Here is a 24,497-nt window from a genome sequence, read left to right on the forward strand (position 1 = left end):
GTAATAACAGTTTTAAAAAGTGCCACATTATATGACAACATTTAAAGATATACAAAATACACCGAAGAAACTACCTGAATTCGCCTGATTTGCATGAAATTAAGAAGATTATTTTAAATTTGGTCCCGAATTAAATATTAACTTCCTTCTTTAATATCGATAGAGAATTAAAAATATTGGAAACTCCATCAAATTTGCCCTTTTAATAAAGCGCTAATCAATTTTAATTTTTATAAAGAAGCATTTATCAGAATATTTTGTTTTTATTTAAATATTCTATTAAGAGCTATAAACTCCCATATGTAATACAAAACATTAATTATCAAAAACTTATAAAGTCTAAGTTACTATATAACATTAATTTATTGAATTAAATATATAAAATTTATTGCCAATACCAATACAAAAATATGGTGATAAAAAATAAGAATCATTATTATTCGCATACAATTTCACACTATACATTTTGAGTAAGAAATGGCTTTCATCAAAACACGTAAGAAAATCGTATCTTCTGCGATTGTCTCATCACTTTCAGTGATGGCGGGGCATGCTGTTGCACAAGATCAAGTTGCTCAACTTGAAACTATTCACTCCCAAGCCACCACAGAACAACAAAGCTTAAAGGTAGACCAGTCTGCAAATAGCAAATTTGTTGCTCCTTTACTAGATACCCCTAAATCAGTTTCTATTATTTCGAATCAGCTGATTGAAGATACTAAAGTAACGACTTTAAGTGATGCCTTACGCACTGTGCCTGGAATTACCCTAGGAGCAGGTGAAGGTGGAAATCCAAATGGAGACCGACCATTTATTCGGGGTTATAACTCTGAAAGTTCAATGTATGTTGATGGCGTTCGTAACGCTACCTCTCAAAACCGTGAAATGTTTGCTGTAGAACAGGTTGAAGTCACTAAAGGTTCTGCTTCTGCTATGGGCGGAGCAGGTACAGTGGGCGGCAGTATCAACTTGATTTCTAAAGTAGCTAAAAAAGGCGACTTTCTAGAAGGCTCTGTTGAAAATGGTACAGATAATTATCAGCGTATAACGCTAGATGGTAATAAAGACTTCGGTAATGGGATAGCAGCCCGCGTTGCCATTATGGGGCACCACAATGAAAAAGCCGGCCAGTCTGATGGGGCTGAATATAAACGTGCCGGTATTGCACCAAGTATTACATTTGGTTTAGATACAGATACGCGTACAACATTAAGTTATTACTATCTGAAATCTGATGATACTCCAGACTCAGGCGTTCCATATAACTATGATATTGCAAAAAAAACTACAGTTGGTAAGCCTGTAAATGTGAAACAGGGTATCTATTATGGGCTGCTTGATCGTGACTTCCAGAAACAAGAAAACCAGATTGGTACGATCAAAGTAGAACATGATATTAATGATAACTTTACTTTGACTAATACGGCTGTTTTTAATAAATCTAAAAATGATTATTTATGGACGCAGCCTGATGATTCAAAAGGTAATGTAGTCAATGATAAAGTCTGGCGTCGAATTAATTCTCGTATTACAGATACAGAAATCTTCACGGATCAACTTGCTTTAACCGGCAAACTAAATACCGGCATTATCCAGCATAAATTGAATATGGGTGCTGAGTATAGTGACCAGAAATCTGATAAGGGCAACTATAATACTTCATATCCTGGTTATCCAGGCACTACTACAGGTGGTTTCAACAGTGACTGTGCCATAAATGATGCCTGGTGTACCTCTCTTACCAACCCGAATTCTAAAGATCAGTGGTTAGGTACAGCTATAGCCAATAAAGCAACCACAACAACTAAAACCAAAGTTACTTCAGTTTACCTGCTTGATAATATTGAATTAAATCCAAAATGGTTAGTTGATTTAGGTGCTCGCTGGGATAAATTTGACACAGAACAAGTAACTCATGCTACTGGTCAAAAAATTGAAAATGATAAAGACTTCTTTACTTATCAAGCAGGTATAACTTTTAAACCTGTTAAGAACGGCTCTATTTACACAAGCTTTGCTACTTCAGCCAACCCTGTAGGTGTAGATGGTGGTGATGGTTCAGAATCTATTGGTCAAGCCTATATGGATTTAAAACCAGAAGAAAGTCGTACATTTGAAATAGGTACAAAGTGGAATATTCTTAATGACCGTCTGAATCTTACTGCTGCCATTTTCCGTACAGAAAAACAAAATACGCGTATTCAGCTTGATGCAAGCACCTATACAAATGGCGGTGAAAGTAAGGTCGATGGCGTTGAGCTTTCTGCTACCGGTAAAATTACAGACAAGTGGGATATTACAGCAGGATACTCTTATCTGGATAGTGAGTTAACTGATCCAGGCCCATCTTGCACCCGTGCCGGTGTATGTACTTACCCTAACCCTGCAAAAGGTAAACAGTTACCTAATGTGCCAGAAAATAGTGCAACTTTATGGACGACCTATAAAGTATTGCCACAGTTAACGTTAGGGGCTGGCGCATTTTATTCGGATAAAGTTTATGGTGATGCAGCCAATACCAAGTATGTACCGGGCTATGTCCGTTACGATGCCATGGCACGCTATAACGTAAATAAAAATGTTGATCTGCAGCTGAACCTTAACAATCTCTCAGACAAACGCTATTTCACTAAAGCCTATGCTTCTCACTATGCTACAGAAGCAGAAGGCCGCAATGCTGTACTGTCTTTAAACTTTAAATATTAATCTCGTGCCGAAAACCATAATCTTTTTATGGTTTTTAGCTTAAAATAGCCTCTATATAGGGGCTATTTTTATATCCATATTTTACTAAGACAGGTGAAAGCCGTGATCCATCATATTCCTCATGTATTAACTCAAACCCAGGTCCAGCATTTTCGGGAAGAAATGGCTAAAATTGAGTGGGTCAATGGTAAAGTCACTGCAGGGACGCTGTCAGCCACAGTCAAACAAAATCAGCAGCTTCCAGAAGACCATCCTCTTACTCATCATTTAAGTACAATTATTTTAGAATCTTTAGGGCAGCACCCATTATTTTTATCGGCCGCCATTCCTCTTGATATCATTCCTCCATTATTCAATCGCTATGAAAATAATGAGGCTTTCGGTTTTCATGTCGACAACTCTATCCGCCGTATCCGTAGGACCAATGAGCGGTTACGGACCGATTTGTCCTGTACTGTATTTTTAAGTGAGCCGGAAGAGTATGTAGGAGGTGAACTGGTAGTAGAAGATACTTATGGTTATCACGAAGTCAAGCTGCCAGCCGGAGACATGATTCTCTACCCTTCAACCAGTCTGCATGAAGTCACACCAGTCACCCAAGGCTGCCGGATTGCTTCATTTTTCTGGGTACAAAGTATGGTACGTGATGATGCAGAACGTCATATGCTGTTTAATCTGGACCAGACTATACAAAACCTGCGCATACAGCTGGGTGACCAGCATCAGGAAGTTATCAAGCTCACAAATCTGTATCACAACCTGATGCGTAAATGGGCAGAGCTTTAAGACAGTTAAAGAAAAAATAAACTGTTATTTTAATAGGCTTTTTCTATTAATTATAGTTGTCTGATTATTTTACAGATAACGATTGACAGCTTATTTTTTATCACGTAATTTTAAGGGCATGAATATATACCCGAATATTCTCGCCCTCCTCCCTACAGGCTCCCTCCTGAGCTTGCCCCTGATGCTGCGCCTCGCGCGCGCATAAAATATATACCTGCCTGTATAAGGCTAAAAGATACCCTGAAATTTTAAATAGTTTGACAAAATATAGTTAATATAAAAGTAGTACGTTGCGCTTAAATTCGATCCGAGCCACCTTGCTACATAAGGAGTTCCCTCATGATGTTGGCTGACCCAAGTAAAAAATACCGTCGTATGTATCAGCGTGTCGATTTACCAGACCGCCAGTGGCCAAATAAAGAAATCAATCAAGCGCCTATCTGGATGAGTACTGATCTGCGTGATGGTAATCAGGCCATTTTTGAACCGATGGATCTTGAACAGAAATTCAAGATGTTCCAGATGCTGATAAAGATCGGTTTTAAACATATTGAGATTGGTTTTCCATCTGCTTCACAGATTGATTTTGACTTTACCCGTAAGCTGATTGAAGAAAATCATATTCCAGATGATGTCTATATCGAGGTTCTGGTTCAGGCACGTGACCACTTGATTCAACGCACTTTTGAAGCGCTGGAAGGTGCCAAACGCGCGATTGTGCATATCTATAATGCCAACTCACCGACTTTCCGTAACAAGGTATTAAATGTAGATATCAATGGTGCCAAGCAGTTAGCGATTAATGCAGCACAAAAAGTGAAAGAATATGCAGCGCAGTATCCTGAAACTGATTTTATTTTTCAGTACAGCCCTGAATGTTTCTCTGCAACCGAGCTTGAGGTTGCCAAAGACGTTTGTGATGCTGTAACTGAAATCTGGGAAGCCTCTCCGGAAAATAAGGTTATTTTAAACTTGCCAGCTACTGTAGAAGTTTCTACGCCAAATGTTTATGCAGACCAGATCGAATGGATGCACCGCAATATTGAACGTCGTGATGGCGTAATTATTTCAGTTCATTGCCACAATGACCGGGGCTGCGGTATTGCTGCCTCAGAACTGGCCATTATGGCAGGGGCAGACCGTGTGGAAGGCTGCGTATTTGGTAATGGCGAACGGACTGGGAATGTTGATGTCGCAGCAATTGCCCTGAATATGTACACTCAAGGTGTGGCACCAAACCTGGATTTTTCCAATATTAATGAAATAATTGCTACAGTTGAAGAATGTACCGGTTTGCCTGTACACCCGCGCCATCCATACGCAGGTGATCTGGTCTTTACTGCATTTTCTGGCTCGCACCAAGATGCCATCAAGAAAGGTTTTGAATTCCAGAAAAATGAAGAAATCTGGGATATGCCTTATTTGCCAATTGATCCCAAAGATCTGGACCGTGATTATGATGCAGTAATTCGCGTCAACTCACAGTCAGGTAAGGGCGGTATCGCCTATTTGCTTGAATCTAACTATAACGTTGTATTGTCACGTCGCTTGCAGATTGAATTCTCACAAGTAGTACAAGAGCACACAGATGCGACCGCAACCGAGATTACTGCCCAGGAAATCTGGTCACTGTTCAAGCAGACCTATGTCGAAGCTAAAAATACTCACTACATTGCACAGAACTATAAGCTTTCCGACCATAATGGTAATCAGGTCATTGAACTTGAAGTGACCATGAATGGCCAGAAGCAACAGATCCGTGGAGAAGGCAATGGGCCAATTTCGGCTATTCTGGATGCCTTGCAACTGCCGATTGATGTATTGAACTATGAAGAACGCAGTATTGGTTCAGGTGCTAATGCAAAAGCACTGGCACTGGTCGAACTGCAAGTCAAAGGTTCGGGTAAAAATGCTTTTGGTGCCGGCGTACACGACAATATCGTAACCTCTTCAATTGAGGCCATCCTTGCCTGTACTAACCGCCTGATTGATCAGGGCGTATTACACCCTGAACAGGTCATTGCTGCCGCGATTTAATATACAATTCCCTTTTGAAAGGATACCCTGAGCTTGGTATCCTTTTTATTATTCATTTTTAAAGATTTAAGGCGAACCATTCCCGTGTCTTTTCCAAGCGACTCAGTGGGCCTGGTCACCCCGCAAAAGTTTCAATTTGAAGAACCACTCGAACTAGAATGTGGACGTATTCTGCCCCGTTTTGACTTGATGGTTGAAACTTATGGTACCTTGAACCAAGACAAGTCCAATGCGATTCTGCTTTGCCATGCATTGTCTGGTCATCATCATGCCGCAGGTTATCATCATGAAGATGATAAAAAACCGGGCTGGTGGGATGCCTGTATTGGGCCTGGCAAGGCCATTGATACCAATAAGTTTTTTGTAGTGGCCCTGAATAATATTGGTGGCTGTCATGGCTCAACCGGTCCAACCTCCCCTAACCCTGATAATGATAACCTGCCCTATGGTCCGGATTTTCCGCTGGTCACTGTACGTGACTGGGTAAAAACCCAGGCACTCCTGTCAGACCGGTTAGGAATTGATGTCTGGTACGCGATTGTGGGTGGTTCACTCGGCGGCATGCAGGCACTACAGTGGTCAGTAGATTATCCGGACCGCTTGAAGAATTGTGTGGTGATTGCTAGTGCACCTAAACTATCTGCACAGAATATTGCTTTTAATGAGGTCGCACGCCAGTCTATTCTCTCTGATCCGGATTTCCATCATGGGCGCTATCTGGAACACGACAGTTATCCAAAACGCGGTCTGATTTTAGCGCGTATGGTCGGCCATATTACCTACCTTTCGCAAGAAGCCATGATGCAAAAATTCGGCCGTGACTTGAAGTCCGGAAAATTCATGTATGGTTTTGATGTCGAGTTTCAGGTTGAAAGCTATCTGCGTTATCAGGGTGAACAGTTTAGCCGTAATTTTGATGCTAATACTTATCTGATCATGACCAAAGCTCTGGATTACTTTGATCCCGCCCGTGAATATGAAGAGTCCCTAACCCGGGCCATGAGCCAAACCAAATGCCGTTTTCTGGTCATTTCCTTTACTACAGACTGGCGTTTTACTCCAAAGCGCTCACAAGAAATTGTAGAAGCTCTGATTACCAATCATAAACCGGTCAGTTATCTGGATATTGACGCTGAACAGGGGCATGACTCGTTCTTGTTCCCGATTCCGCTTTATGTAAAAACCTTGCGTGCTTTTCTTGGCGGCGAAGAACACCTGAAGTCCACCCCGAAGGAGACGGTATAATGCGTATTGATCAGCAGCTGGCAGAACGTTGGATCAAACCGGGCTCCAAAGTCCTTGATCTTGGCTGTGGGGATGGAGAATTACTGGCCCATATGAGCCGCCGGCATCAAATTCAGGCCTATGGACTAGAAATTGATCAAGAAAAGATTGCAATTGCCATCAGTCGCGGGTTAAATATTATCCAGCAGGATTTGAACCTGGGTTTGAGCCGTTTTGATGATCAGTCTTTTGACTATGTAGTCATGGCACAGGCTTTACAGGCGGTCGATGCACCAGATGTGTTACTGCGTGACATGGTGCGTGTAGGGAAACAGGCTATTATTACTTTCCCGAACTTCGCCCACTGGAAAACCCGTTCTTTTCTGGCTCTTAAAGGGAAAATGCCTGTTTCGGATGCTCTACCCTATATGTGGTATAACACCCCAAACATTCATTTATGTACGTTCCGCGATTTTGAAGCCTTATGCGCGGAAAATGATATCCAAATTATTAACCGACTCGCCGTGAATGGGAATCAGCAAGGTAGTTTACTGAGTAAACATGTTCCGAATCTGTTTGGTGAAGTCGCTATTTATCGAGTGAGCGCTCTATGAAAAAAACGACCTTAATTGGCACATTGGTATTTGGACTTTTAACTATCCAGGCGCATGCTGACTATATTCCACAACAACAATCTACAGCAGCCCAGGCAGCGCGTTATTCAACTATGGGGATCAATGATCTGGTTAAAGCTGCAAAAGCAGGCCAGCCAGGTGCCCAGTTCTATTTAGCCACCCATTACCAGTACGGTAAAGATATTCAAAAGGATGAAAAGCAGGCATTTGCCTGGTTTAAAGCTGCCGCTGACCAAGGTTTGTCTGCTGCCCAACTGAATGTGGGCCGGATGTATGCAGACGGGATCGGCGTAAAAAAAGATGAGATTCTGGCTCGCCGTTATTTTGAAAAAGCCGCCAGCAGCGGTGACAACCGTGCCAGCTTTAACCTGGCAATGATGGAAGAGCAGAAAAAGAACTATGTAGGTGCTTATCAGTGGTATGAACTGTCTACCCGCGACGGTATGCTCGACACTAAAGTTATTAATCTGTCTGAGGGCAAGAAAACTGCACTGGCAGCTAACCTTACCCAGGAACAGATTCGTATGGCACGTGACCGTGCAGACAAATGGATTCAGGCCCAATAATTTGAAGCTTGTATTTAAGGCGCCTTCGGGCGCTTTTTTATGGTCTCAATAAAGCATTCGATTTGAGGTAAAATATTTAAACTGTTTCTTAAAGTGACGAGCACAATAAAATGTCTGCAAATACATGGTTATCTCAGGAAAGTCTGGTTCTGGCCAGTAACAACAAAGGGAAAATTGCCGAGTTTGAAAAACTGTTTGAACAGCTGGCACTTCCAGTTGAGGTCATTCCTCAAGGTCAGCTAAATATTGCTGATGCAATTGAAGACGGGTTGAGCTTTGTTGAAAATGCCATTATTAAGGCCCGTCATGCTGCACGTATTTCTGGCAAACCGGCGATTGCCGATGATTCGGGGATTTGTGTCCCGATTTTAAATGGAGCACCCGGTATCTACTCGGCTCGCTATGCTGGAGAACATGGGAATGATGCAGCCAATAATGCTCGCTTACTGGAAGAATTAAAATCTCTGCGAAGACCCGGAGAACCGGTTGAAGCCATGTTTGTCTGTGTTTTGGCCTTAGTACAACATGCTGAAGATCCGCTACCGCAAATTTTTGAGGGCGTGTGGCAAGGAGAGATTCTGGAAAAACCACGTGGTGAACATGGCTTTGGTTATGATCCCCTGTTCTGGTTACCAGAACTTGGCCTGTCCAGTGCCGAGCTGCCAAAAGAAGAGAAAAATAAAATCAGTCATCGCGGGCAGGCCATGCAGTTATTCCAACGAAGTTTGCAGAATCATCAATAAGCCACAGTTTAAATTCGTTTTAAAGGGTGAAAAGTTCCTTTTCTTTAAGAAAGGAACTTTAAACGATGTGTAGTAGCAGACCATAAATCAGAATAATTGCGCAGCTCACCATAGTACCTGAAGCAATATACTTGGCAGAGATTCCAGTACCCTGATAATGAGTTTCTAGCGCCACAATATTTGCCGCCGGCGGCAAACAGAACAGTAGAAACATGACTCCTATATACTGCCCGATATGTGGAATAGAAATAAAAAAATAAGTCAGACTACATAAAACCAGTCCACAGCACAGTTTAAGTACAGCCAGTTTTACACTATAAGTTATATCGTCTAGCTGAACTTTCGTCCGGCGCAGCCACATGCCTAGCACGCACATCCCCGCAAAGCTCATACCGATTTTGGCCAGACCGTAAAGCATATCAATCCATTTATGCTCAGGCATATACTGAAAACCGAATAAGCGGCACAATACAGCAATAGTCAGGGCAATTACTGGTGGTGATTGAAGCACTTTTTGCAAAATACTCTTCCAGGACTGCTGCTCCGAACTGACCGCAGTCACTGCCCAGATGTTGCCAAAAATTGAACCGCCAATATATAAAGCTACCATTGGTGCACTGATTTCAGGCCCAAATAAAGCAATCGCAAAAGGAAACCCGAGCCAAGCCATATTTACATAGCTAAAACATAAAGACTGGAGCTTGTCTTGAGAAATGAGCCAGAAAAAATAAAATAGAATTACCGCGACAATAAAACTAAATATCATCAGGCTAAGGCTGCCTGTCTGATAAAACACCATATTATAAATAATGACAGCGGGTATAAATACTCGTGCCAGCAGGGTTGCGAGCACAGTTTTTAATGCAGAGGCATATGCAGTTGTCGCCAGTCCCAGACCACATAAAAATGCAAAAAGGGGTAAAAGCAATGCCACGTGGTTTTCCTCTGGTGTTGTGGCGCTATGGTAGCACTAACATTAATTAAATGCTCTAAATAGCAGGCTGTCTTTAAACTGCAATATATAAGTCACAAGGCTGTCATACAGACCTGTTGAGATATCTTCTAGTTAAAACAGGAGAATTTTCTATGGCTGGACTATCTATTTGGCATGTGGTCATTTTTGCAATTGTTGTTATCTTACTGTTCGGCACGTCAAAACTTAAAAATTTAGGTAAAGATGTCGGTGGTGCAGTTAAAGACTTTAAAAAATCTATCCGCGAAGATGAGCAGCAAACTGTAGCTCTTCAGGAACCGCGCACTATTGAACACCAAAATATTAGTGCTGACACAAATTCAACTGTAAAACACTAGGGTATTTTTCATGCTCAATATTGGTATGACTGAGCTGCTGGCTTTTGGCATCATTGCTTTATTGGTGCTTGGGCCGGAAAAGTTACCAGAGGCAGCACGCTTTGCTGGCAGGTGGTATGGCAAGATCAAACGTATGGTCAGTAATGTACAGGCTGATCTGGACCGTGAATTACGCCTTTCAGAACTCCGTGAGCAGATGCAGCAGGAAATGGTCCGTATTCAAGAGCTGGAACAGAAAATGCAAGCCCAGATGCATGAACTACAAAAACAGAAAAACTTTGCAGATAACGCTCTACAAGAACATGCAAATACTCATAATAAAAATTTATCCACGCAGTACTTTTTTATTGAACAAGCCCCGTCTCTGGTTCTGACTCGTCAACCAGAACGGCTGGCCTGCTTTTGCCAAATTACTGAACAGCCAGAAAGCCCTGTACAGTCTTCTTATCCTGAACTCAAGGTGGCTGTATGAGTCAACTTTCTCCTTCACAGCTCCCAGGCCCAATATTAAATGAGCAGTCGCAAGCCCAACTTGAAGAGATGCCCATTACCCGGCACTTAATGATTTTGCGCCGCCATCTTTTTAAAATTGTTGCTATTCTGATTGCTCTATTTTTTTGTCTGCTGCCTTTTGCAAACCGGACTTATCAGCTACTTTCAGAACCACTAAGGGCCCAGTTACCCAGCTCGTCAACCATGATTGCGACCGATGTAACCGCGACGTTCATGGCGCCCTTCAAGCTGAATTTCTTTATCGCCCTCATGATTGCCATGCCCTTTATCATTTATCAGCTCTGGACATTTGTAAAACCGGCGCTATATGAAAAAGAAAAATCCTTAGCCCTGCCCTTATTGGTAGGAAGTATCAGCTTGTTTTATGCCGGCATTGCATTTGCCTATTTTGTTGCTCTGCCTTCAATTCTGCATTTCTTCATGAGTGTGTCACCTGAAACAGTGGCACCGATGACAGACATTAATAGTTACCTAGCTTTCTGTTTGAAACTGTTCCTGGTATTTGGACTGACTTTTGAAATTCCGATTATTACTTTGCTTCTGATTTTGATTGGGGTTGTATCTACACAACAACTGGTCGAGAAAAGACGTTTTATCATTGTCGGGGGTTTTTTTATCGCCATGTTTGTTACTCCACCAGATGCAATTTCCATGGTTATGCTGGCTATTCCAATGTGGCTACTTTTCGAAGCTGGACTTTTCTTTGGAAAACTCATTGAAAGGCGTAGAGCAGTCTAAGATCTTCAACTTTATTTCAGCAGACTTCGGTCTGCTTTTTTCATCATACTGTCTTATTTTCTTCACCTGAATGTCACTTAACCGTCAAGGTCCCGTCATATTTATCACCTAATTTAGTTACAACTTAACAACACCTTACTTGTATTTAGGAAAAAAACATGACGCAGCTGACGCCATATCATGAAGATCAAGAACTTGATAATAATACTTCATCTAATATCCATTTCCGTGACATTTTAGAGCAACGCATGACGCGCCGCAGTCTCATTACCAAGACAGCAAGTGGAGCAGTTGCCTTGGCGCTGGCTTCTACACTGACTGGCTGTAATGATGATGACGACAATAGTAATAGCGGAACAGCACCAGTTACTCCGAATGACCCTAACCAGAAGCCTAGCAAACTTTCATTTACTCCAGTGGCTAAAAATCTGGATGACATTGTGACTGTACCTGAAGGCTATCAAGCTACTGTAATCTATGCGTTGGGAGACCCAATTAATCCAATGCTTGGGGACTGGAATGATAATGATATTCCACCTGGTCCAAGCTTCCAGTTCCGTTCTGGTGACTGCCATGATGGTATGCATTTCTTTGGTTTAAACAGCGCTACAGACCGCTTTGATGATACGGTCTCAGCACAAGGTTTGCTGGTAATGAACCATGAATACATCAACCAGACCTTCCTTCATCCTAAAGGTCCAACCAAGGTTGAAGGACGCCGTCCTGAGGATGAAGTTATTCGTGAAACCAATGCGCACGGCGTATCTGTAGTCCATATTAAAAAGGACCCGGCAACTCAAAAAGTAGAAATTGTTAAAAACTCTGTTTTTAACCGCCGTATTACTGCCTCAACAGAAATGGATTTTGCCGGTGCTGCTGCAGGTTCCAGTCTGCTTGCTACACGTTTTTCACCTGCCGGACGTCAAACACGTGGTACACATAACAACTGTGGCAATGGCTATACACCTTGGGGTACTTATTTAACTACCGAAGAAAACTTTATTGGCTATTTCCAGCGTTCAGGACATGACGAGTACCAACGTACAAATGCCGAGAAAATCGCATTAAAACGTTATGGTCTGGGACTAAAAAAAGACGAACCTTATCTTTATGAGCTGGATGAGCAGGGCGCTCCTAAAAAGGGTGAAGATGGCAAAATTGTTTATAGAAAAGATTCAAATGGTAATTTAATACCAAATATTGATGATCAGGGTCGACCAGTCTATTTGGGCGCAAGCTCACGCTATGCTTGGGAAACTGTCATTGGACAGGTTGAGTCACAGGATCTATATGACCGCTGGAATGCTGATGTAAAAGCGGATCAGCCTACTCAGGACTATCGTAACGGACCCAATACTTTTGGCTGGATGGTCGAGATTGACCCGTTTGATGGCGGTCAGAGACCGGTTAAACGTACTTCTTTAGGCCGTTTTGCACATGAAGACAGTGCCTGCCGTGCAGTAGCGGGCCAACCTTTGGCATTTTATATGGGTGACGACTCTAAAGGCGAATACATCTATAAATTTGTCTCGAGTGCAGTATGGGACCCGAAAGATGTAAACCGCGGCTATACTGCTGGCGATAAATACATGAACTCAGGAAAACTGTATGTTGCCAAGTTTAACAGTGATGGTTCAGGCCAGTGGATTGAACTAAGCTATGGTAAAAATGGTCTGAATGAAAGTAGCAGTACTTATCCCTTCCCCTCTCAAGCCGATGTGGTGACATTTGCCCGTTTAGCGGGGGATGCTGTCGGCGCAACAAAAATGGACCGTCCAGAATGGGCGACCGTTAATCCGGTAAATGGTGAAATCTACGTTACCCTGACCAACAACTCGAATCGGGGAACCAGTTACCCGACAGATGCAGCTAACCCGCGTAATTATGATGACCTTAAAGACAAAAAGACTCAAAGTGGCAACGTAAATGGTCATATTATCCGTTTTAAAGAAACCGATGATAAAACTACAGCTGAAACCTTCAAGTGGGATATTTATCTGTTTGGTGCCGAAGCCTCTATGGCATCAAATATTAACCTGTCTGGTCTGACTGATAACAATGATCTGTCTTCACCGGACGGAATGTGGTTTGACCCGCGTGGTGTGCTCTGGATTCAAACAGATGATGGAGCTTATACCGATGTCACAAACTGTATGATGCTTGCTGCTTTGCCAGGCCAGATTGGTGATGGTACTACCGCAACTACTTCCAGCGGACAGCAGACATTAATGGGTGCAAAAGTAACAGACTCAACCCTGCGCCGTTTCCTGGTAGGGCCAAAACAGTGTGAAATTACCGGGATCGCCATGACCCCTGATTACAAAGCTATTTTCATTAATGTGCAGCATCCGGGCGAAGACTCTGCCAGCTATGTAACTCCTGCAAGTCACTGGCCGGCAACCCAAACTGACCGGAATAACACTACAGCCCGCCCACGTTCGGCAACTGTCGTAATTACCCGTAAAGACGGCGGCGCAATTGCGGGTTAATCCTCTTTTTATGAATATGCCGGCCTATTGACCGGCATATTTATTTTTGTTGAGTCAGAGAAATCCGCTGCTGCACAATCTGCCCGCTCTGCTCTCCTTGCTGAGTCTTTTCCAGCCAATTCCATGCATGATGGTACAACCTTAAAAAATTTGAACACCGGGTTCCGTACATCGGGCTTTGAATAAAAGTAGAAGAAAGTAGCAGTTCCATATCCTGACTGATACCCGTCTCTGGCAGGGCATTCTGATCTACCTTGCGCTCATCTTCTAAAATATCCCAGACAGCTGACTCCAGTATGTGCTCAGCAACAGGACGCTGGAGCATAGGTAAAAATTCCTGGGTAAAGCGCTTTCGTAAATGCAAGGTCTTTTGCCAGGAGTCGCTCATGAGCCCGTTAGAAATTACGTATACGCCACTGGCCAGCACCTGAGGAGCCTCGCCTCGGTTACTCATATATACTGCCTGCGTTTGATCTCCTATCACCAGGTTAAAACCAGCATATTCCTGCTGTTGTTTCTCAAGCATCTGAGCAAAGCGAATGGGTTTCTGCTCAGATTCCAAAAAGGCCTGCACTAAATGACCACGCGAGGTCGGATAATGCTGCCGGTCTTTGCCATCACGAAAATTGGTAATCACTGCCCAGCGTCCAGATGCTGTAATGCCCATCCACGTACCACCAGATTGTAAATCTTTGCCAGCTATAACCGGACTGTTCTCCCAGTGATTCAAGACTTGCGTAGGTCGCTGATAAAATTCATCCCGGTTAGAAATCAGGCATAATGGCATATGATCTAACACTTGCCAGGCTAAAGCCACAATACACATAGGCATCTCTCATGATCTTTACACATTGAATGTACAACATTTTTAGAAACATTCCGCTAGAATCTGTGCAAAACGAATACATAAAGGAGCTGTAATGCTGACCTATCCGAGTATTGACCCAGTCGCGCTGGCACTGGGTCCTTTAAAAGTTCACTGGTATGGGCTGATGTATTTATTGGCCTTCTTGTTTGCTTGGGGACTGGCCAGCTACCGGGTTAAACAGCGTGTAGGCTGGACCACCGATATGGTATCTGATCTGGTTTTCTACGGCGCACTTGGTGTTGTGATCGGTGGACGGCTGGGTTATGTGTTCTTTTACGGACTTGATCAGTTCCTGACAAACCCGCTCTGGTTATTCGAGGTCTGGACCGGGGGCATGAGTTTCCATGGCGGTTTTCTGGGAGTCATGCTAGCAATGCTGCTCTGGTGCCGTAAATATCAGAAAACCTGGTTCCAAACACTGGACTTTATTGCGCCATGTGTCCCCACTGGTTTGATGTTTGGACGCATCGGAAACTTTATTGGTGGTGAGCTTTGGGGTCGTCCAGTTATCAATCCAGACTATCCCTTCGGAATGGTTTTTCCGCATGTAGATAATTTGGTACGTCACCCATCCCAGCTCTATCAAGCTTTAGGTGAAGGTCTGATTCTGTTTATCGTATTGTGGTGGTTTAGTTCCAAGCCACGTCCACGTATGGCAGTTTCAGCGCTGTTCCTGATCGGTTATGGTATTGCACGCTTTGTGGTTGAGTTCTTCCGTGAACCGGACAATGGCCAGCTCTTTATTGGCTGGATGAGTAAAGGTCAGTTCCTGACCCTGCCAATGATACTGATCGGCCTGTGGATGATGTGGTACGCCTACCACAGAAAAATTTATGACTGGGGTCCACAGAAAAACACCTGATACATAGAGGAGCAATTGCTCCTCTTTTTTATGCTAAAGTTCTGAGCTGTTCTGCTTGATTTCAAAAGACTATGCTTGAGTTCTGGTTTGATCCTAAAGTTTCCATCGCACGTAAATTGCTGATCTTTGTGTCTATTGCAATAATTACTGCTGTGCTGTATGGGATGCAGCCGTTGGCATTAGACGCTATTTTAATGTTTTCGGGCACAGGTATCATTTTTTTAATCTGTCGTTACTGCAAAATGCACTTTGCAGCCGGGCAGCCCGCTGGCTTGCTCTATCGTCTGTTAACCTGGATTCCCATAGCATTATTGCTTGCCCTGATTTTTATGAACATGAAAGAGGGCGAAATTTTACTGCCAGGTGCACAGGGAATTGGTTTTATGGCACTGGCCGTTTGTCTGTTCTCGCCTTTATCCCTTCTACATAACAACAAAAATCCAGAAGAGAATATGTAATGCTTGATTTCTGGTATTCAGCACGCTGCACCCGTCAGGTTAAGCTGATAGTTTGCATTATGACCTGTGCCATGATTTACCTGTGTTCTACTGTGCAGGCTTTGTCGGCTGTATTGACAGGATTTAGTCTCGGGTTGGGCATATCAATACATCTACTCAGACAGCTGAATCTTAAAATAAAACAAAATAATATTTATAAAAATGGCCTTTCTATTTTGCTCTATAGCGTACCTTTTGCTGTTTTCCTTATTTTGCTTTATGTATTGCCTGATGAACATAAAATGATTTTGGGATTACAGGTGCTAGGGTTTACTGCATTAGGAATATTTATCGTATCGATCTATGAAAACCGCGCCAGACGCTTTAAATAAATTTTTCGCCAACCAGAACGCTAGATATATATTTGAACTATAGGCATTTCAGGTTTCAGGACAATAAGCTGTGGTTTCAAGCTGTTTTAGAAAAGTCGAAAAACCTTGAGGTGTACGGGCTATTAAGCGGCTACTGGTCATGACCCTTACCCGGTTACTCCATATCACCTTGTATTGCAGGTTTAACATTCTTTTCACCAGACCTACATCCTCATGACAGGTTAGTGCTCCAAACCCGCCAGACTTGATATAGGCCTCGGCACTAAAACTCAAGTTGGCGCCATGAATATGTCGATGATCCATATCATCACAATAATGCTGCAGATAGCGTTGCCGGGTAAGTGACGACAGATGTTGCCAGCTATCTACCTCAACCACGCCACAGATTACATCAGCAGGCTGATGCGATAGCTGCTGCTTAAGCCAGAAGCGGTCTACTTTCGAATCTGCATCAGTGCAGGCAATCCAGCGGGCACCAGTAGCAATGAGAGTACGAACACCCAGATCGCGGGCATGGCCTACACAGCGCACTGCACACTGCAAGTAGTTTATACCTGCACGTTGTACCAGTTTCAGAGACTGATCGGTACAACTATCCAGCACCACCAGAACTCTTACCTGAACGGAAGCCGGCAGTTCATCTACAGCCTGTTGAATGGCCAGCAGGCAGTCAGACAGATGCTCTTCCTCATTATGGGCAGGAATGACAATACCAATCATATTAGTCCCTCCTGATGTGCCAAGCTGCCAGAGTCTGTAGTCCAGAGGTCGACCAGAAAATCCGGATCGTCTAACCCAAGATAATGATAAAGTTTCAGGTGCTGCTTTAACAGCTGATGGACTAAATTCCCGTTTAAACTAAACCCGTCAATTGGGTAACGCCAGTGACAGCACAGCAAAGTACCGGTGTCATTTAAACTCCGTTGTGCCCATTCAATCAGCTGTAACAGTTCATTCTCATTTAAATAGTAAGCAATCTCGCTGATCACGATGAGATCAAATTTTTCTTCAGGACACTGCTGGGGAATCCGTTTCTGCTGTATATCAATATGTAGCTGTCCTTTTAAGCGCTGCCGGGCCAACTCGACTGCTTTGCTGTTTGCATCCAAACCAAGCAGTTCGTCACAGCGGTTGGCCAGCTCTTGACTAAAAACCCCATTGGCACAGCCAAGTTCCAATATGCGTCCGTACCTTTGCCGGGGTAGCAAGGCCAGACAAATCTGCCGTTTGCGCTGTTCATACCAGCGCTGGGTATAACCCCATGGGTCATCATTATGATGATAGAGCGTATCGAAGTAATCCTGTTCAGGCATGTATATAAACCTCGCAGGGCATCAGGATTCGCTCTACCGTATGTGAAGATAAAATAGGTGCCTGTCCGGTGCTTGGGTCTGTTTCAAGCTGGCTTTTAAAGCACTGAACCGCCTGTTTCTTGAGCCTGAGCTGTGCGGCTGTCAGTTCCAGCTTGCAGGCAGATTTCCAGGGAATACGGTTGTCCTGTGGCCTGGCCCAGTGCCATGACCAGATCAGGACTTGATAACAGCTAAGCTGCTGTTGATCTGCCAGCCGCTGTACAGTTTGACCAGTTGCTTCATGATCAGGATGACCATCCTTTGCAAATGTGCACACCAGAATATCATCGGGTCTGACCAGCTCTTTCAGAGCAGCATACAACTTTTGCTGCTCAGCAGTCAGTTCACCATCTGTCAGCTGTAGTGCAATCCGGTTTACCCGATTCTGCACGCCTAATACTTTAAGCGCATTCAGGCTTTCTTGAGGCCGCAGCTGATCCAGCTGCTGTGGTGTATAAAGCTGTGAGTCCGGATGGCTTTGTGTACCATTAGTCACAGCCACCAGCAGAATTTCACGTTCCAGTATACTGAGTTGCTGTATCAGGCCAGCACATCCTAAAATTTCATCATCTGGATGCGGTGCTATAATCAGTATACGTTGCCCTGCCGGAAAGGCTTGCTCAGGGACAAGCGTCTGTAATGACTGTAACCCGCTCCATTGCTGCCAGGCCCGTTTGGTCGTGCCATTTCCATAGATCAGGCGGTCTCCTACCGGACTATTTATAACATCCATGTAGTATCCTCCATAACCGAACGCTCACCAATCTGTTCCAGATCAAAAGCCGCATGGCTTTGTCTTAAAAAAACTGGTAAATCTGCTGCCATTTGGGCAAACATGGTGTTTTCACAGAAAGGCCGTGCTCCCAATGCCTTACCAACCAAGTCCAGAACCTTTTGTGCAGTCTGCTCAGTCTGAATACGCAACATCCGAATAATCAGCTCGTGACTTTGCGTAGGATGCTGATCAATTTGTGCTGCTACATATTTGAAATATTCACGGGTGGTAGCTAACGCACTATTTACTTCACCTAGATACATTAGCCGAAAAGTATTGGGTTTCTCCTGACAGGCCTGTTGTAATGTATGGGCCAGACGGGTAGCCGCACCATACCAGCAAGCTGCCACACCAGCAGCACCATGCCAGAATCCTGATCGGTCTAGATATTGTCCGGGCTGCCCTACCGTTTGTGCAACAACTTTATTAAAACTGATTTTTGCAGTCTGGGTATAAGCCATTCCTATAGCATTCCATCCACTATGGTCGATGCAAATATCTGGCTGGTGCATGTCAACAATTAACAGCTGTGAATTATTCTGTGTATCCCGATAAGTCATGAGTCCATAATCGACCAGCCCTGCACCCGAACACCAGTACTTATTACCTGAACATTGCTCATTTTGGTAATAAAGTGGTTGTATGCCACCCTCTGCAGCCCAGACAGCATAGACTCCCACAGGCACCTTGCTGTAACCAAGCTCATGCAAAATACTCAAAGCATCCAGATGGGATTCAAACCATTTCACCAGATTCAGGTTAGTTGCCGCGACTTTTGCCAGAACTTTCCAGCGTTCATACGTCTGGCCGCTTGCAGGATGAGGAATTTCGCTACTCAAATTGCAAAGTTGCTTAAATGTCGTGATCAAACTGTCTGAAAGATGAGAAGAATCCTGCTCAAACTTGGTCAATATGGTATTCAGGGTGGTCATAAAACTCCCAGATATAGCTGTATTACTTTAAAAAGAACACAGCGAGCTCAATGATTATGATGAATTTTTTATAATTAAAAACTTATAACATTGAATAACTTGATACTCATAGAGTTGTTATACCTTTCATTCAGTCAGGTTCTGTAAAAAAATATTATTAAAAGTAACTTACTCAGTAATTATTTTTATATCCGGTTCTGTTGATATTCAGGAATGTGGTTGGAAAATAAAACCATGATGAACCTCGTCTTTTAATGTAGCGGTTTTCAGTCAGGCTAAAAAAAGCTAATATGTACGGTCAGCTGATACTTATCTCTGATCTTCTTAAGCCCTTCGATTTTCTTAGGCCCTTCCTAGTGAGAGAACCATGCGCCAATATCTAGACCTTTTACAACATATCCTTGAACATGGTGGTGATAAAGGTGATCGTACCGGAACAGGTACTCGTTCTGTATTTGGTCATCAGATGCGCTTTGACCTCTCTAAAGGCTTTCCACTTTTAACCACAAAAAAGGTCCATTTTCGCTCTATCGTCGTTGAACTGTTATGGTTTTTAAAAGGCGATACCAATGTGAAATATTTACAGGATAATAAAGTAACAATCTGGGATGAATGGGCAACAGCTGAACAAACTGCCCGCTTTGGGCGTCCTGCCGGAGAACTGGGACCAGTCTATGGACATCAATGGCGTAACTTTGGTGCGACCCAGAATGAAGATGGCAGTTATCAGCAAAACGGGTTTGACCAGATTTCCTGGCTAATTAATGAGATCAGAACCAATCCGAATTCACGCCGGCTCATCGTTTCTGGCTGGAATCCTAAAGAAGCCAGCCAGGTTGCATTGCCACCTTGCCATACCCTGTTTCAGTTTTTTGTACAAAATGGCAAATTGTCTTGCCAGCTTTACCAGCGCAGTGCCGATGTATTCCTGGGTGTACCCTTCAATATTGCGAGTTATGCCCTGCTCACTCATATGATTGCTCAAGTCTGTGACCTTCAAGTTGGTGATTTTGTCTGGACCGGGGGTGATACACACCTGTATGCCAACCATTTTGAGCAAGCCAGATTACAGCTGGGCCGTGATCCGCTAGAACTGTGTCAGTTAAAACTGAATCCAGAAGTAAAAAGTATTTTTGACTTTAAATTTGAAGATATTGACATTATAAATTATCACTCGCATCCTGCAATCAAGGCACCGGTGGCTGTATGAGTTTTCAAGGCTTAGAAGTTGTACATGTAGTTGCGATGGACCAGCAGCGCTGTATTGGCAAAAATAATGATCTGCCTTGGCACATTCCAGCTGACCTCAAGCATTTTAAAGAGATTACTCAGGGCGGTGTAGTAATCATGGGCCGCAAGACCCTGGAATCCATGGGACGTGCTCTACCTAAACGGGTCAACTGGGTAATTACCCGTGATCCAGACTGGTCGTTTGAAGGTACCAAGGTTGCACATAGCATCGAGGATGCTCTAGAACAGGCCATCGCTGATGTCAAAACCAGTGAAAAACCTGAAAGTTTATTCATCATTGGGGGTGGAGAAATCTTTAGACAGACGCTGGAGATGGCTGACCGTCTGGAGCTTACTCATGTTAAACTAAATGTGCAGGGTGAAGCTTATTATCCTGAAATTCCTGAAGTTTTTAAAAAGATTCAAAGTACGCCACAAAAAGATGACAAAAGCGGAATTGAGTTTGAGTTTGCAACCTATCAGAAATAGAAGGGACTCAGACTGACTTGATCACTAATGCACAATATTGGAAAGCGTGATTTTTTTATTGCTCTAGGCAAAGGGTTACTGCATTTTATCTTTAGCTTGTTTGTTATTATTTCATCTATCTGGTTATGTCTGGCACTCTGGGTTCAGGAACCTGTTAGCTGGCTGGTTACCCGGATTCTGATCGGAAGCTGGATCGCTTTTGCGCTTAGTGTGCTTGGTATTTATGCCAGCCAGCATTTTTTTAGCCGCCGTATAAACAGTATCATCTATATTTTGTGTTTTATGGGTGCCCTGTCTTGGTATATAGGACTGGATGCCCGGCAAGACCGGGACTGGAACCCGGAAGTTTCCCGACTTCTTGAATACGAGCGTCAGGGTGATCAAGTAACCTTACATAATGTCCGTAACTTTGCTTGGGAAGCAGACGGTAAAGTCCATGAGCGCTGGGAAACCCGGCATTTTGATTTAAACCAGATTACCGGAATTAATATCATCACCTCTTACTGGATGGGCCCACAAATTGCTCATACCCTGGTCAGTTTTGATTTTGCCAATCAGGAGCCCCTTACCTTTTCTATTGAAATTCGTAAAGAAAGAAATGAAGAGTTTTCAGCGATTGGCGGTTTTTTCAGACAGTACGAACTGAGCCTGGTAGCCTCGGATGAGCAGGATATTATCTATACTCGCAGTAATGTTCGTCATCAACAGGTATATTTTTTCCCCATCAGGATGAGTGCCTCGGAACGTAAAGCTCTTTTTTTAGAATATTTAAAGACGGCAGATGAACTGCGGGCAGAACCGCAGTGGTATAACACTCTGACCAGTAATTGTACTACCATCATTTTTGATATGGTCCAGGCAATTAACCCGTATCAGTTACCCAAAGATTATCGGCTGCTGGCTTCAGGCTATCTACCAGAGTATTTGTATGATCTGTATGCTCTAGATCATCAATGGAGCATTCAGGAATGGTATCAGCATGCGCATATTAACCCGCGCACTGAACAGATCAGTCAGAATCCTGAAAAGATTCAACAGTTCTCTCAACTGATGCGTCAGGGTTTACCCTCACCTCAGCCTTGAAAAGTGAGACTTTACTCATTTTATTTAGAAAATACACCTAAAGCTACATATTGAAGCTAAATTTTGCGTTATGTTTTTACTTTAATGTCAATAACATAATAAATGATGAGAACGCTAAAATGTTTAAACAGATTTTAATGGCGAGCGTGATAGGCAGTTCGGTTCTATTTACTGCATGTACGAATATGCCTGCTCAAGGCAATACTACTGTCGACGTTGTTCAAGCACAATTATTGGATCGCAATTGGACCGTAACATATATCGGCAATACTGAGATTGGTAAAACTAGCCAAGCTGTCCAGACTCTCCCAAGCCTGATGCTTGAATCAGCCACACAACGTTTTAGCGGCACTGATGGCTGCAACCGAATTATGGGTAGCTATCAGCTTACCAATAAAGGGCTGGTTTTTGGCCAGATGGCATCCACCCGTATGGCTTGTTTAAATCCGAGTAACCAGCAGGTTGCTGCAGCTTATAACGAGGCTCTCGCTAAAGTAAGCGCTTATCAGGTCTATCATAAAACCTTAAAGTTAATCGACCGTCATGGCAATGTAGTAATGCAGCTTAGCAGTCCAACCCCACTACGCTAAAAATTGAATAGATTGATTTGCCCGTTTAGACGGGCTTTTTTACGTCTGTTGCACACAAGCTCTATTGTAGCTCTATGAAAATTTATTATAGTGGAGGAAATCTATTCAACAGGATAAGACTATGCAACAGGCATTATTTGGAGGCGGCTGTTTCTGGTGTGTTGAAGCAGTTTTTCTGCAACTCAAAGGTGTAGAAAAAGTCGTCAGTGGCTATGCAGGCGGTCATACTGAGAATCCGGATTATGAAGCCGTATGTAGCGGACAGACACATCATGCCGAAGTCATTCTGGTAGAGTTTGATGAGCAGCAGATCAGCTATCAGCAGCTACTTGAAGTATTTTTTGCCACTCATGACCCAACTACGTTAAACCGTCAAGGCAATGACATTGGTACACAGTACCGCTCAGTGATTTATTATTTTGATGAAGAACAGCAGCAACAGGCACAGCAGATGATTAATGCGCTCAAAGCTGAGGGTTTAGATATTGTGACAGAACTGAGTCCGGTACCTACTTTTTATGAGGCTGAAGAGTATCATCAGAATTTTTTTGCCAAAAACCCTTCCCAAGGCTACTGTAACTTTATGATTCCTCCAAAACTGTTAAAGTTGAGAAATAAATTCCAGGATTTACTCAAATCTGAATAAAAAACATCTATAAAAAAAGCGGCTATACTGGCCGCTTTTTTAACGTTTTTACTTTAATTATCACTAACGAAAGCAATATCGCTGAGCCCGGCTTCGCTCGCACGAGACATTACTTGCGCTACAGTGTCATACCGTGAGTCTTTATCTGCTCTTAGCTGAACTGTGGGTTTACGTTCAGCTTGTCCAGCTTCTGCAAACCGGGTTTCAAGCTCTTGAAGACTGATCATCTGATCATTCCATGCCACCTGATTCTGGGCATTGATACTGATTGTAATCGCCTCAGGCGGCGGATCGATAATTTCTGCTGTGGTTTGTGGCAGATTTAATGGAATTGATGGGTTGGCAACGGTCGCTGTCACCAGAAAGATGATCATCAAAACCAGCATAATATCGATGAGCGGAATGAGATTCATCTCATTCATGCCAGCATCGTTATCTTCACCCAATTGAAAAGCCATTAAGCCTGACCTCCAGCATATTGCTGCTGTGCAGCATTATTTACTTCTGTTTTAGATACATTACTGTCCTGCTGTAACATAGTATCAATCAGCAAGCTATGTGCCTGATCTTGCAGGTCATGAGCAAGTCCACGATTGAAACGTACTGCAATGTTGTAAGCCAGTACTGCAGGAATCGCTACGGCCAAACCAAGTCCTGTCATGATCAAGGCCTCACCTACTGGTGTTGCAACCTGAGCAAGACCGGCCTGGCCACTCTTACCTACGGCCACCAGGGCATGAAAGATTCCCCATACTGTACCGAACAGGCCAACAAATGGTGCAATAGAAGCAATAGTCCCCAAGACTGCCACACCTTTTTCTGCAGAAGCTTTCTCGGCAGAAATCTGGCGCAGTAGAGCCTGTTCAGCGACTGCTTTACGCTGCTCAAAACCGAGTGGTGCCAGTTTGGTTTTAAGTTTAGCCAAAGCCTGCGAGAGTTGAGCATAAGCTTGCTGTTTAAGTTGGCGGGTACCCATCAGACGTAAAATAAAGATGGTCCATGTCGCAATCGACATTGCCAAGAGCACGAAATACAGTGTTTTGCTGACTGCATCCGCATGTTGCCAATAAACTGAAAAGTTCATACTCGAACT

At 43.4% G+C, this 24,497-nt stretch carries 27 protein-coding genes; 19 read left to right on the top strand and 8 right to left on the bottom strand.

Annotation, left to right across the window (positions count from 1 at the left end):
• Positions 1-477: 477 nt before the first annotated feature.
• From J502_RS00680 to rdgB, 7 genes are all read left to right on the top strand, one after another.
• The gene (locus tag J502_RS00680) at positions 478-2,706 is read left to right on the top strand and encodes a TonB-dependent receptor (RefSeq protein ID WP_005405988.1); all 2,229 of its coding nucleotides are present in this window, start codon (positions 478-480) and stop codon (positions 2,704-2,706) included.
• A 102-nt stretch (positions 2,707-2,808) separates the two neighbouring features.
• Positions 2,809-3,492, top strand: coding sequence for a Fe2+-dependent dioxygenase (locus J502_RS00685; RefSeq protein WP_034682695.1), 684 nt, complete (start codon positions 2,809-2,811; stop codon positions 3,490-3,492).
• 339 nt (positions 3,493-3,831) lie between these two features.
• The gene (gene leuA / locus J502_RS00690) at positions 3,832-5,529 is read left to right on the top strand and encodes a 2-isopropylmalate synthase (RefSeq protein WP_034682697.1); all 1,698 of its coding nucleotides are present in this window, start codon (positions 3,832-3,834) and stop codon (positions 5,527-5,529) included.
• Between the two features lie 84 nt (positions 5,530-5,613).
• Positions 5,614-6,774 carry a homoserine O-succinyltransferase MetX gene (gene metX, locus J502_RS00695; RefSeq protein WP_034428673.1) on the top strand — a complete coding sequence of 387 codons (1,161 nt, stop codon included), beginning with the start codon at positions 5,614-5,616 and terminating at the stop codon, positions 6,772-6,774.
• Positions 6,774-7,367 (top strand): methionine biosynthesis protein MetW, encoded by a 594-nt coding sequence (gene metW, locus J502_RS00700; protein WP_005016574.1) that lies wholly within the window; start codon positions 6,774-6,776, stop codon positions 7,365-7,367. Before metX ends, metW begins: the two co-directional genes overlap by 1 nt.
• Positions 7,364-7,954, top strand: coding sequence for a tetratricopeptide repeat protein (locus tag J502_RS00705; RefSeq protein ID WP_005016576.1), 591 nt, complete (start codon positions 7,364-7,366; stop codon positions 7,952-7,954). The genes metW and J502_RS00705 overlap by 4 nt, the downstream gene beginning before the upstream one ends.
• A 110-nt stretch (positions 7,955-8,064) precedes the next feature.
• Positions 8,065-8,697, top strand: coding sequence for an RdgB/HAM1 family non-canonical purine NTP pyrophosphatase (gene rdgB / locus J502_RS00710; protein WP_005023345.1), 633 nt, complete (start codon positions 8,065-8,067; stop codon positions 8,695-8,697).
• A 58-nt stretch (positions 8,698-8,755) separates the two neighbouring features.
• On the opposite strand, the gene J502_RS00715 is transcribed toward rdgB, so the two are convergent.
• Positions 8,756-9,631: an AEC family transporter gene (locus J502_RS00715; protein WP_005405935.1), complete on the bottom strand. Its 876-nt coding sequence runs from the start codon at positions 9,629-9,631 to the stop codon at positions 8,756-8,758.
• Positions 9,632-9,783: 152 nt separating this feature from the next.
• Between J502_RS00715 and tatA the strand changes: the two genes are divergently transcribed.
• From tatA to J502_RS00735, 4 genes are all read left to right on the top strand, one after another.
• Complete coding sequence (gene tatA / locus J502_RS00720) at positions 9,784-10,008, top strand: twin-arginine translocase TatA/TatE family subunit (RefSeq protein WP_005405724.1); 225 nt, start codon at positions 9,784-9,786, stop codon at positions 10,006-10,008.
• 10 nt (positions 10,009-10,018) lie between these two features.
• A complete protein-coding gene (gene tatB, locus J502_RS00725; RefSeq protein ID WP_005405961.1) occupies positions 10,019-10,480 on the top strand; it encodes a Sec-independent protein translocase protein TatB in 462 nt (153 codons plus the stop codon).
• Complete coding sequence (tatC, locus tag J502_RS00730) at positions 10,477-11,259, top strand: twin-arginine translocase subunit TatC (protein WP_034682698.1); 783 nt, start codon at positions 10,477-10,479, stop codon at positions 11,257-11,259. Before tatB ends, tatC begins: the two co-directional genes overlap by 4 nt.
• Before the next feature lie 158 nt (positions 11,260-11,417).
• Positions 11,418-13,748, top strand: coding sequence for a PhoX family protein (locus J502_RS00735; RefSeq protein WP_034675074.1), 2,331 nt, complete (start codon positions 11,418-11,420; stop codon positions 13,746-13,748).
• Positions 13,749-13,788: 40 nt separating this feature from the next.
• Here J502_RS00735 and J502_RS00740 read toward each other — a convergent pair whose 3' ends face one another.
• Entirely contained in the window at positions 13,789-14,574 is a 786-nt protein-coding gene (locus tag J502_RS00740; protein ID WP_005405928.1) for an NRDE family protein, read from the bottom strand.
• 94 nt (positions 14,575-14,668) lie between these two features.
• Between J502_RS00740 and lgt the strand changes: the two genes are divergently transcribed.
• The 3 genes from lgt (at position 14,669) to J502_RS00755 (ending at position 16,307) form a co-directional block, all read left to right on the top strand.
• Positions 14,669-15,478 (top strand): prolipoprotein diacylglyceryl transferase, encoded by an 810-nt coding sequence (gene lgt / locus J502_RS00745; protein WP_005405807.1) that lies wholly within the window; start codon positions 14,669-14,671, stop codon positions 15,476-15,478.
• Positions 15,479-15,549: 71 nt separating this feature from the next.
• Entirely contained in the window at positions 15,550-15,936 is a 387-nt protein-coding gene (locus tag J502_RS00750; protein ID WP_005405707.1) for a hypothetical protein, read from the top strand.
• On the top strand, positions 15,936-16,307 hold the full coding sequence (locus J502_RS00755; protein ID WP_005405700.1) for a hypothetical protein: 372 nt from the start codon (positions 15,936-15,938) through the stop codon (positions 16,305-16,307). Before J502_RS00750 ends, J502_RS00755 begins: the two co-directional genes overlap by 1 nt.
• A gap of 48 nt (positions 16,308-16,355) precedes the next feature.
• Here J502_RS00755 and J502_RS00760 read toward each other — a convergent pair whose 3' ends face one another.
• Genes J502_RS00760 through J502_RS00775 form a run of 4 tightly spaced genes read right to left on the bottom strand, consistent with a single transcriptional unit; the run spans position 16,356 to position 19,366 of the window.
• On the bottom strand, positions 16,356-17,027 hold the full coding sequence (locus J502_RS00760) for a glycosyltransferase family 2 protein (RefSeq protein ID WP_005016618.1): 672 nt from the start codon (positions 17,025-17,027) through the stop codon (positions 16,356-16,358).
• Positions 17,024-17,620, bottom strand: a complete 597-nt coding sequence (locus J502_RS00765) for a class I SAM-dependent DNA methyltransferase (RefSeq protein WP_005405792.1) — start codon at positions 17,618-17,620, stop codon at positions 17,024-17,026. The genes J502_RS00760 and J502_RS00765 overlap by 4 nt, the downstream gene beginning before the upstream one ends.
• A complete protein-coding gene (locus J502_RS00770; RefSeq protein ID WP_005405847.1) occupies positions 17,613-18,392 on the bottom strand; it encodes a PIG-L deacetylase family protein in 780 nt (259 codons plus the stop codon). The genes J502_RS00765 and J502_RS00770 overlap by 8 nt, the downstream gene beginning before the upstream one ends.
• On the bottom strand, positions 18,380-19,366 hold the full coding sequence (locus J502_RS00775) for an acyl-CoA dehydrogenase family protein (protein WP_005405908.1): 987 nt from the start codon (positions 19,364-19,366) through the stop codon (positions 18,380-18,382). The genes J502_RS00770 and J502_RS00775 overlap by 13 nt, the downstream gene beginning before the upstream one ends.
• Positions 19,367-19,733: 367 nt before the next feature.
• On the opposite strand from J502_RS00775, the gene thyA reads away from it, so the two are divergent.
• The 5 genes from thyA to msrA all read left to right on the top strand — a co-directional run bounded on the left by thyA (position 19,734) and on the right by msrA (position 23,404).
• Entirely contained in the window at positions 19,734-20,576 is an 843-nt protein-coding gene (thyA, locus tag J502_RS00780) for a thymidylate synthase (RefSeq protein ID WP_005023318.1), read from the top strand.
• Positions 20,573-21,085 (top strand): dihydrofolate reductase, encoded by a 513-nt coding sequence (locus tag J502_RS00785; RefSeq protein WP_005405827.1) that lies wholly within the window; start codon positions 20,573-20,575, stop codon positions 21,083-21,085. Before thyA ends, J502_RS00785 begins: the two co-directional genes overlap by 4 nt.
• A 27-nt stretch (positions 21,086-21,112) precedes the next feature.
• A complete protein-coding gene (locus J502_RS00790; RefSeq protein WP_005405678.1) occupies positions 21,113-22,168 on the top strand; it encodes an Lnb N-terminal periplasmic domain-containing protein in 1,056 nt (351 codons plus the stop codon).
• Between the two features lie 119 nt (positions 22,169-22,287).
• A complete protein-coding gene (locus J502_RS00795; protein ID WP_005405749.1) occupies positions 22,288-22,758 on the top strand; it encodes an META domain-containing protein in 471 nt (156 codons plus the stop codon).
• 121 nt (positions 22,759-22,879) lie between these two features.
• On the top strand, positions 22,880-23,404 hold the full coding sequence (gene msrA, locus J502_RS00800; protein ID WP_005016635.1) for a peptide-methionine (S)-S-oxide reductase MsrA: 525 nt from the start codon (positions 22,880-22,882) through the stop codon (positions 23,402-23,404).
• Between the two features lie 53 nt (positions 23,405-23,457).
• Here the strand turns inward: msrA and J502_RS00805 are convergent, their stop codons facing one another.
• Together J502_RS00805 and J502_RS00810 are read right to left on the bottom strand one after the other, a co-directional pair.
• Positions 23,458-23,862, bottom strand: a complete 405-nt coding sequence (locus tag J502_RS00805) for an ExbD/TolR family protein (protein ID WP_005016638.1) — start codon at positions 23,860-23,862, stop codon at positions 23,458-23,460.
• Positions 23,862-24,488 (bottom strand): MotA/TolQ/ExbB proton channel family protein, encoded by a 627-nt coding sequence (locus J502_RS00810; protein WP_005016640.1) that lies wholly within the window; start codon positions 24,486-24,488, stop codon positions 23,862-23,864. Before J502_RS00810 ends, J502_RS00805 begins: the two co-directional genes overlap by 1 nt.
• Positions 24,489-24,497 lie beyond the last annotated feature (9 nt).

This window comes from Acinetobacter sp. 1294596, assembly GCF_000582925.1.
Classification (GTDB): domain Bacteria; phylum Pseudomonadota; class Gammaproteobacteria; order Pseudomonadales; family Moraxellaceae; genus Acinetobacter; species Acinetobacter radioresistens.

What these genes read in the sequence shown, in the direction of transcription:
- J502_RS00735 (WP_034675074.1), top strand. Translation starts at nt 11,418, where the DNA reads ATGACGCAGCTGACGCCATATCATGAAGATCAAGAACTTGATAATAAT.
- rdgB (WP_005023345.1), top strand. Translation starts at nt 8,065, where the DNA reads ATGTCTGCAAATACATGGTTATCTCAGGAAAGTCTGGTTCTGGCCAGT.
- J502_RS00705 (WP_005016576.1), top strand. Translation starts at nt 7,364, where the DNA reads ATGAAAAAAACGACCTTAATTGGCACATTGGTATTTGGACTTTTAACT.
- J502_RS00755 (WP_005405700.1), top strand. Translation starts at nt 15,936, where the DNA reads ATGCTTGATTTCTGGTATTCAGCACGCTGCACCCGTCAGGTTAAGCTG.
- J502_RS00805 (WP_005016638.1), bottom strand. Translation starts at nt 23,862, where the DNA reads ATGGCTTTTCAATTGGGTGAAGATAACGATGCTGGCATGAATGAGATG.
- J502_RS00790 (WP_005405678.1), top strand. Translation starts at nt 21,113, where the DNA reads ATGCACAATATTGGAAAGCGTGATTTTTTTATTGCTCTAGGCAAAGGG.
- J502_RS00770 (WP_005405847.1), bottom strand. Translation starts at nt 18,392, where the DNA reads ATGGATGTTATAAATAGTCCGGTAGGAGACCGCCTGATCTATGGAAAT.
- J502_RS00765 (WP_005405792.1), bottom strand. Translation starts at nt 17,620, where the DNA reads ATGCCTGAACAGGATTACTTCGATACGCTCTATCATCATAATGATGAC.
- msrA (WP_005016635.1), top strand. Translation starts at nt 22,880, where the DNA reads ATGCAACAGGCATTATTTGGAGGCGGCTGTTTCTGGTGTGTTGAAGCA.
- leuA (WP_034682697.1), top strand. Translation starts at nt 3,832, where the DNA reads ATGATGTTGGCTGACCCAAGTAAAAAATACCGTCGTATGTATCAGCGT.
- metW (WP_005016574.1), top strand. Translation starts at nt 6,774, where the DNA reads ATGCGTATTGATCAGCAGCTGGCAGAACGTTGGATCAAACCGGGCTCC.
- tatC (WP_034682698.1), top strand. Translation starts at nt 10,477, where the DNA reads ATGAGTCAACTTTCTCCTTCACAGCTCCCAGGCCCAATATTAAATGAG.
- J502_RS00740 (WP_005405928.1), bottom strand. Translation starts at nt 14,574, where the DNA reads ATGTGTATTGTGGCTTTAGCCTGGCAAGTGTTAGATCATATGCCATTA.
- J502_RS00775 (WP_005405908.1), bottom strand. Translation starts at nt 19,366, where the DNA reads ATGACCACCCTGAATACCATATTGACCAAGTTTGAGCAGGATTCTTCT.
- tatA (WP_005405724.1), top strand. Translation starts at nt 9,784, where the DNA reads ATGGCTGGACTATCTATTTGGCATGTGGTCATTTTTGCAATTGTTGTT.
- J502_RS00810 (WP_005016640.1), bottom strand. Translation starts at nt 24,488, where the DNA reads ATGAACTTTTCAGTTTATTGGCAACATGCGGATGCAGTCAGCAAAACA.
- thyA (WP_005023318.1), top strand. Translation starts at nt 19,734, where the DNA reads ATGCGCCAATATCTAGACCTTTTACAACATATCCTTGAACATGGTGGT.
- J502_RS00750 (WP_005405707.1), top strand. Translation starts at nt 15,550, where the DNA reads ATGCTTGAGTTCTGGTTTGATCCTAAAGTTTCCATCGCACGTAAATTG.
- tatB (WP_005405961.1), top strand. Translation starts at nt 10,019, where the DNA reads ATGCTCAATATTGGTATGACTGAGCTGCTGGCTTTTGGCATCATTGCT.
- J502_RS00795 (WP_005405749.1), top strand. Translation starts at nt 22,288, where the DNA reads ATGTTTAAACAGATTTTAATGGCGAGCGTGATAGGCAGTTCGGTTCTA.
- J502_RS00680 (WP_005405988.1), top strand. Translation starts at nt 478, where the DNA reads ATGGCTTTCATCAAAACACGTAAGAAAATCGTATCTTCTGCGATTGTC.
- J502_RS00785 (WP_005405827.1), top strand. Translation starts at nt 20,573, where the DNA reads ATGAGTTTTCAAGGCTTAGAAGTTGTACATGTAGTTGCGATGGACCAG.
- lgt (WP_005405807.1), top strand. Translation starts at nt 14,669, where the DNA reads ATGCTGACCTATCCGAGTATTGACCCAGTCGCGCTGGCACTGGGTCCT.
- J502_RS00760 (WP_005016618.1), bottom strand. Translation starts at nt 17,027, where the DNA reads ATGATTGGTATTGTCATTCCTGCCCATAATGAGGAAGAGCATCTGTCT.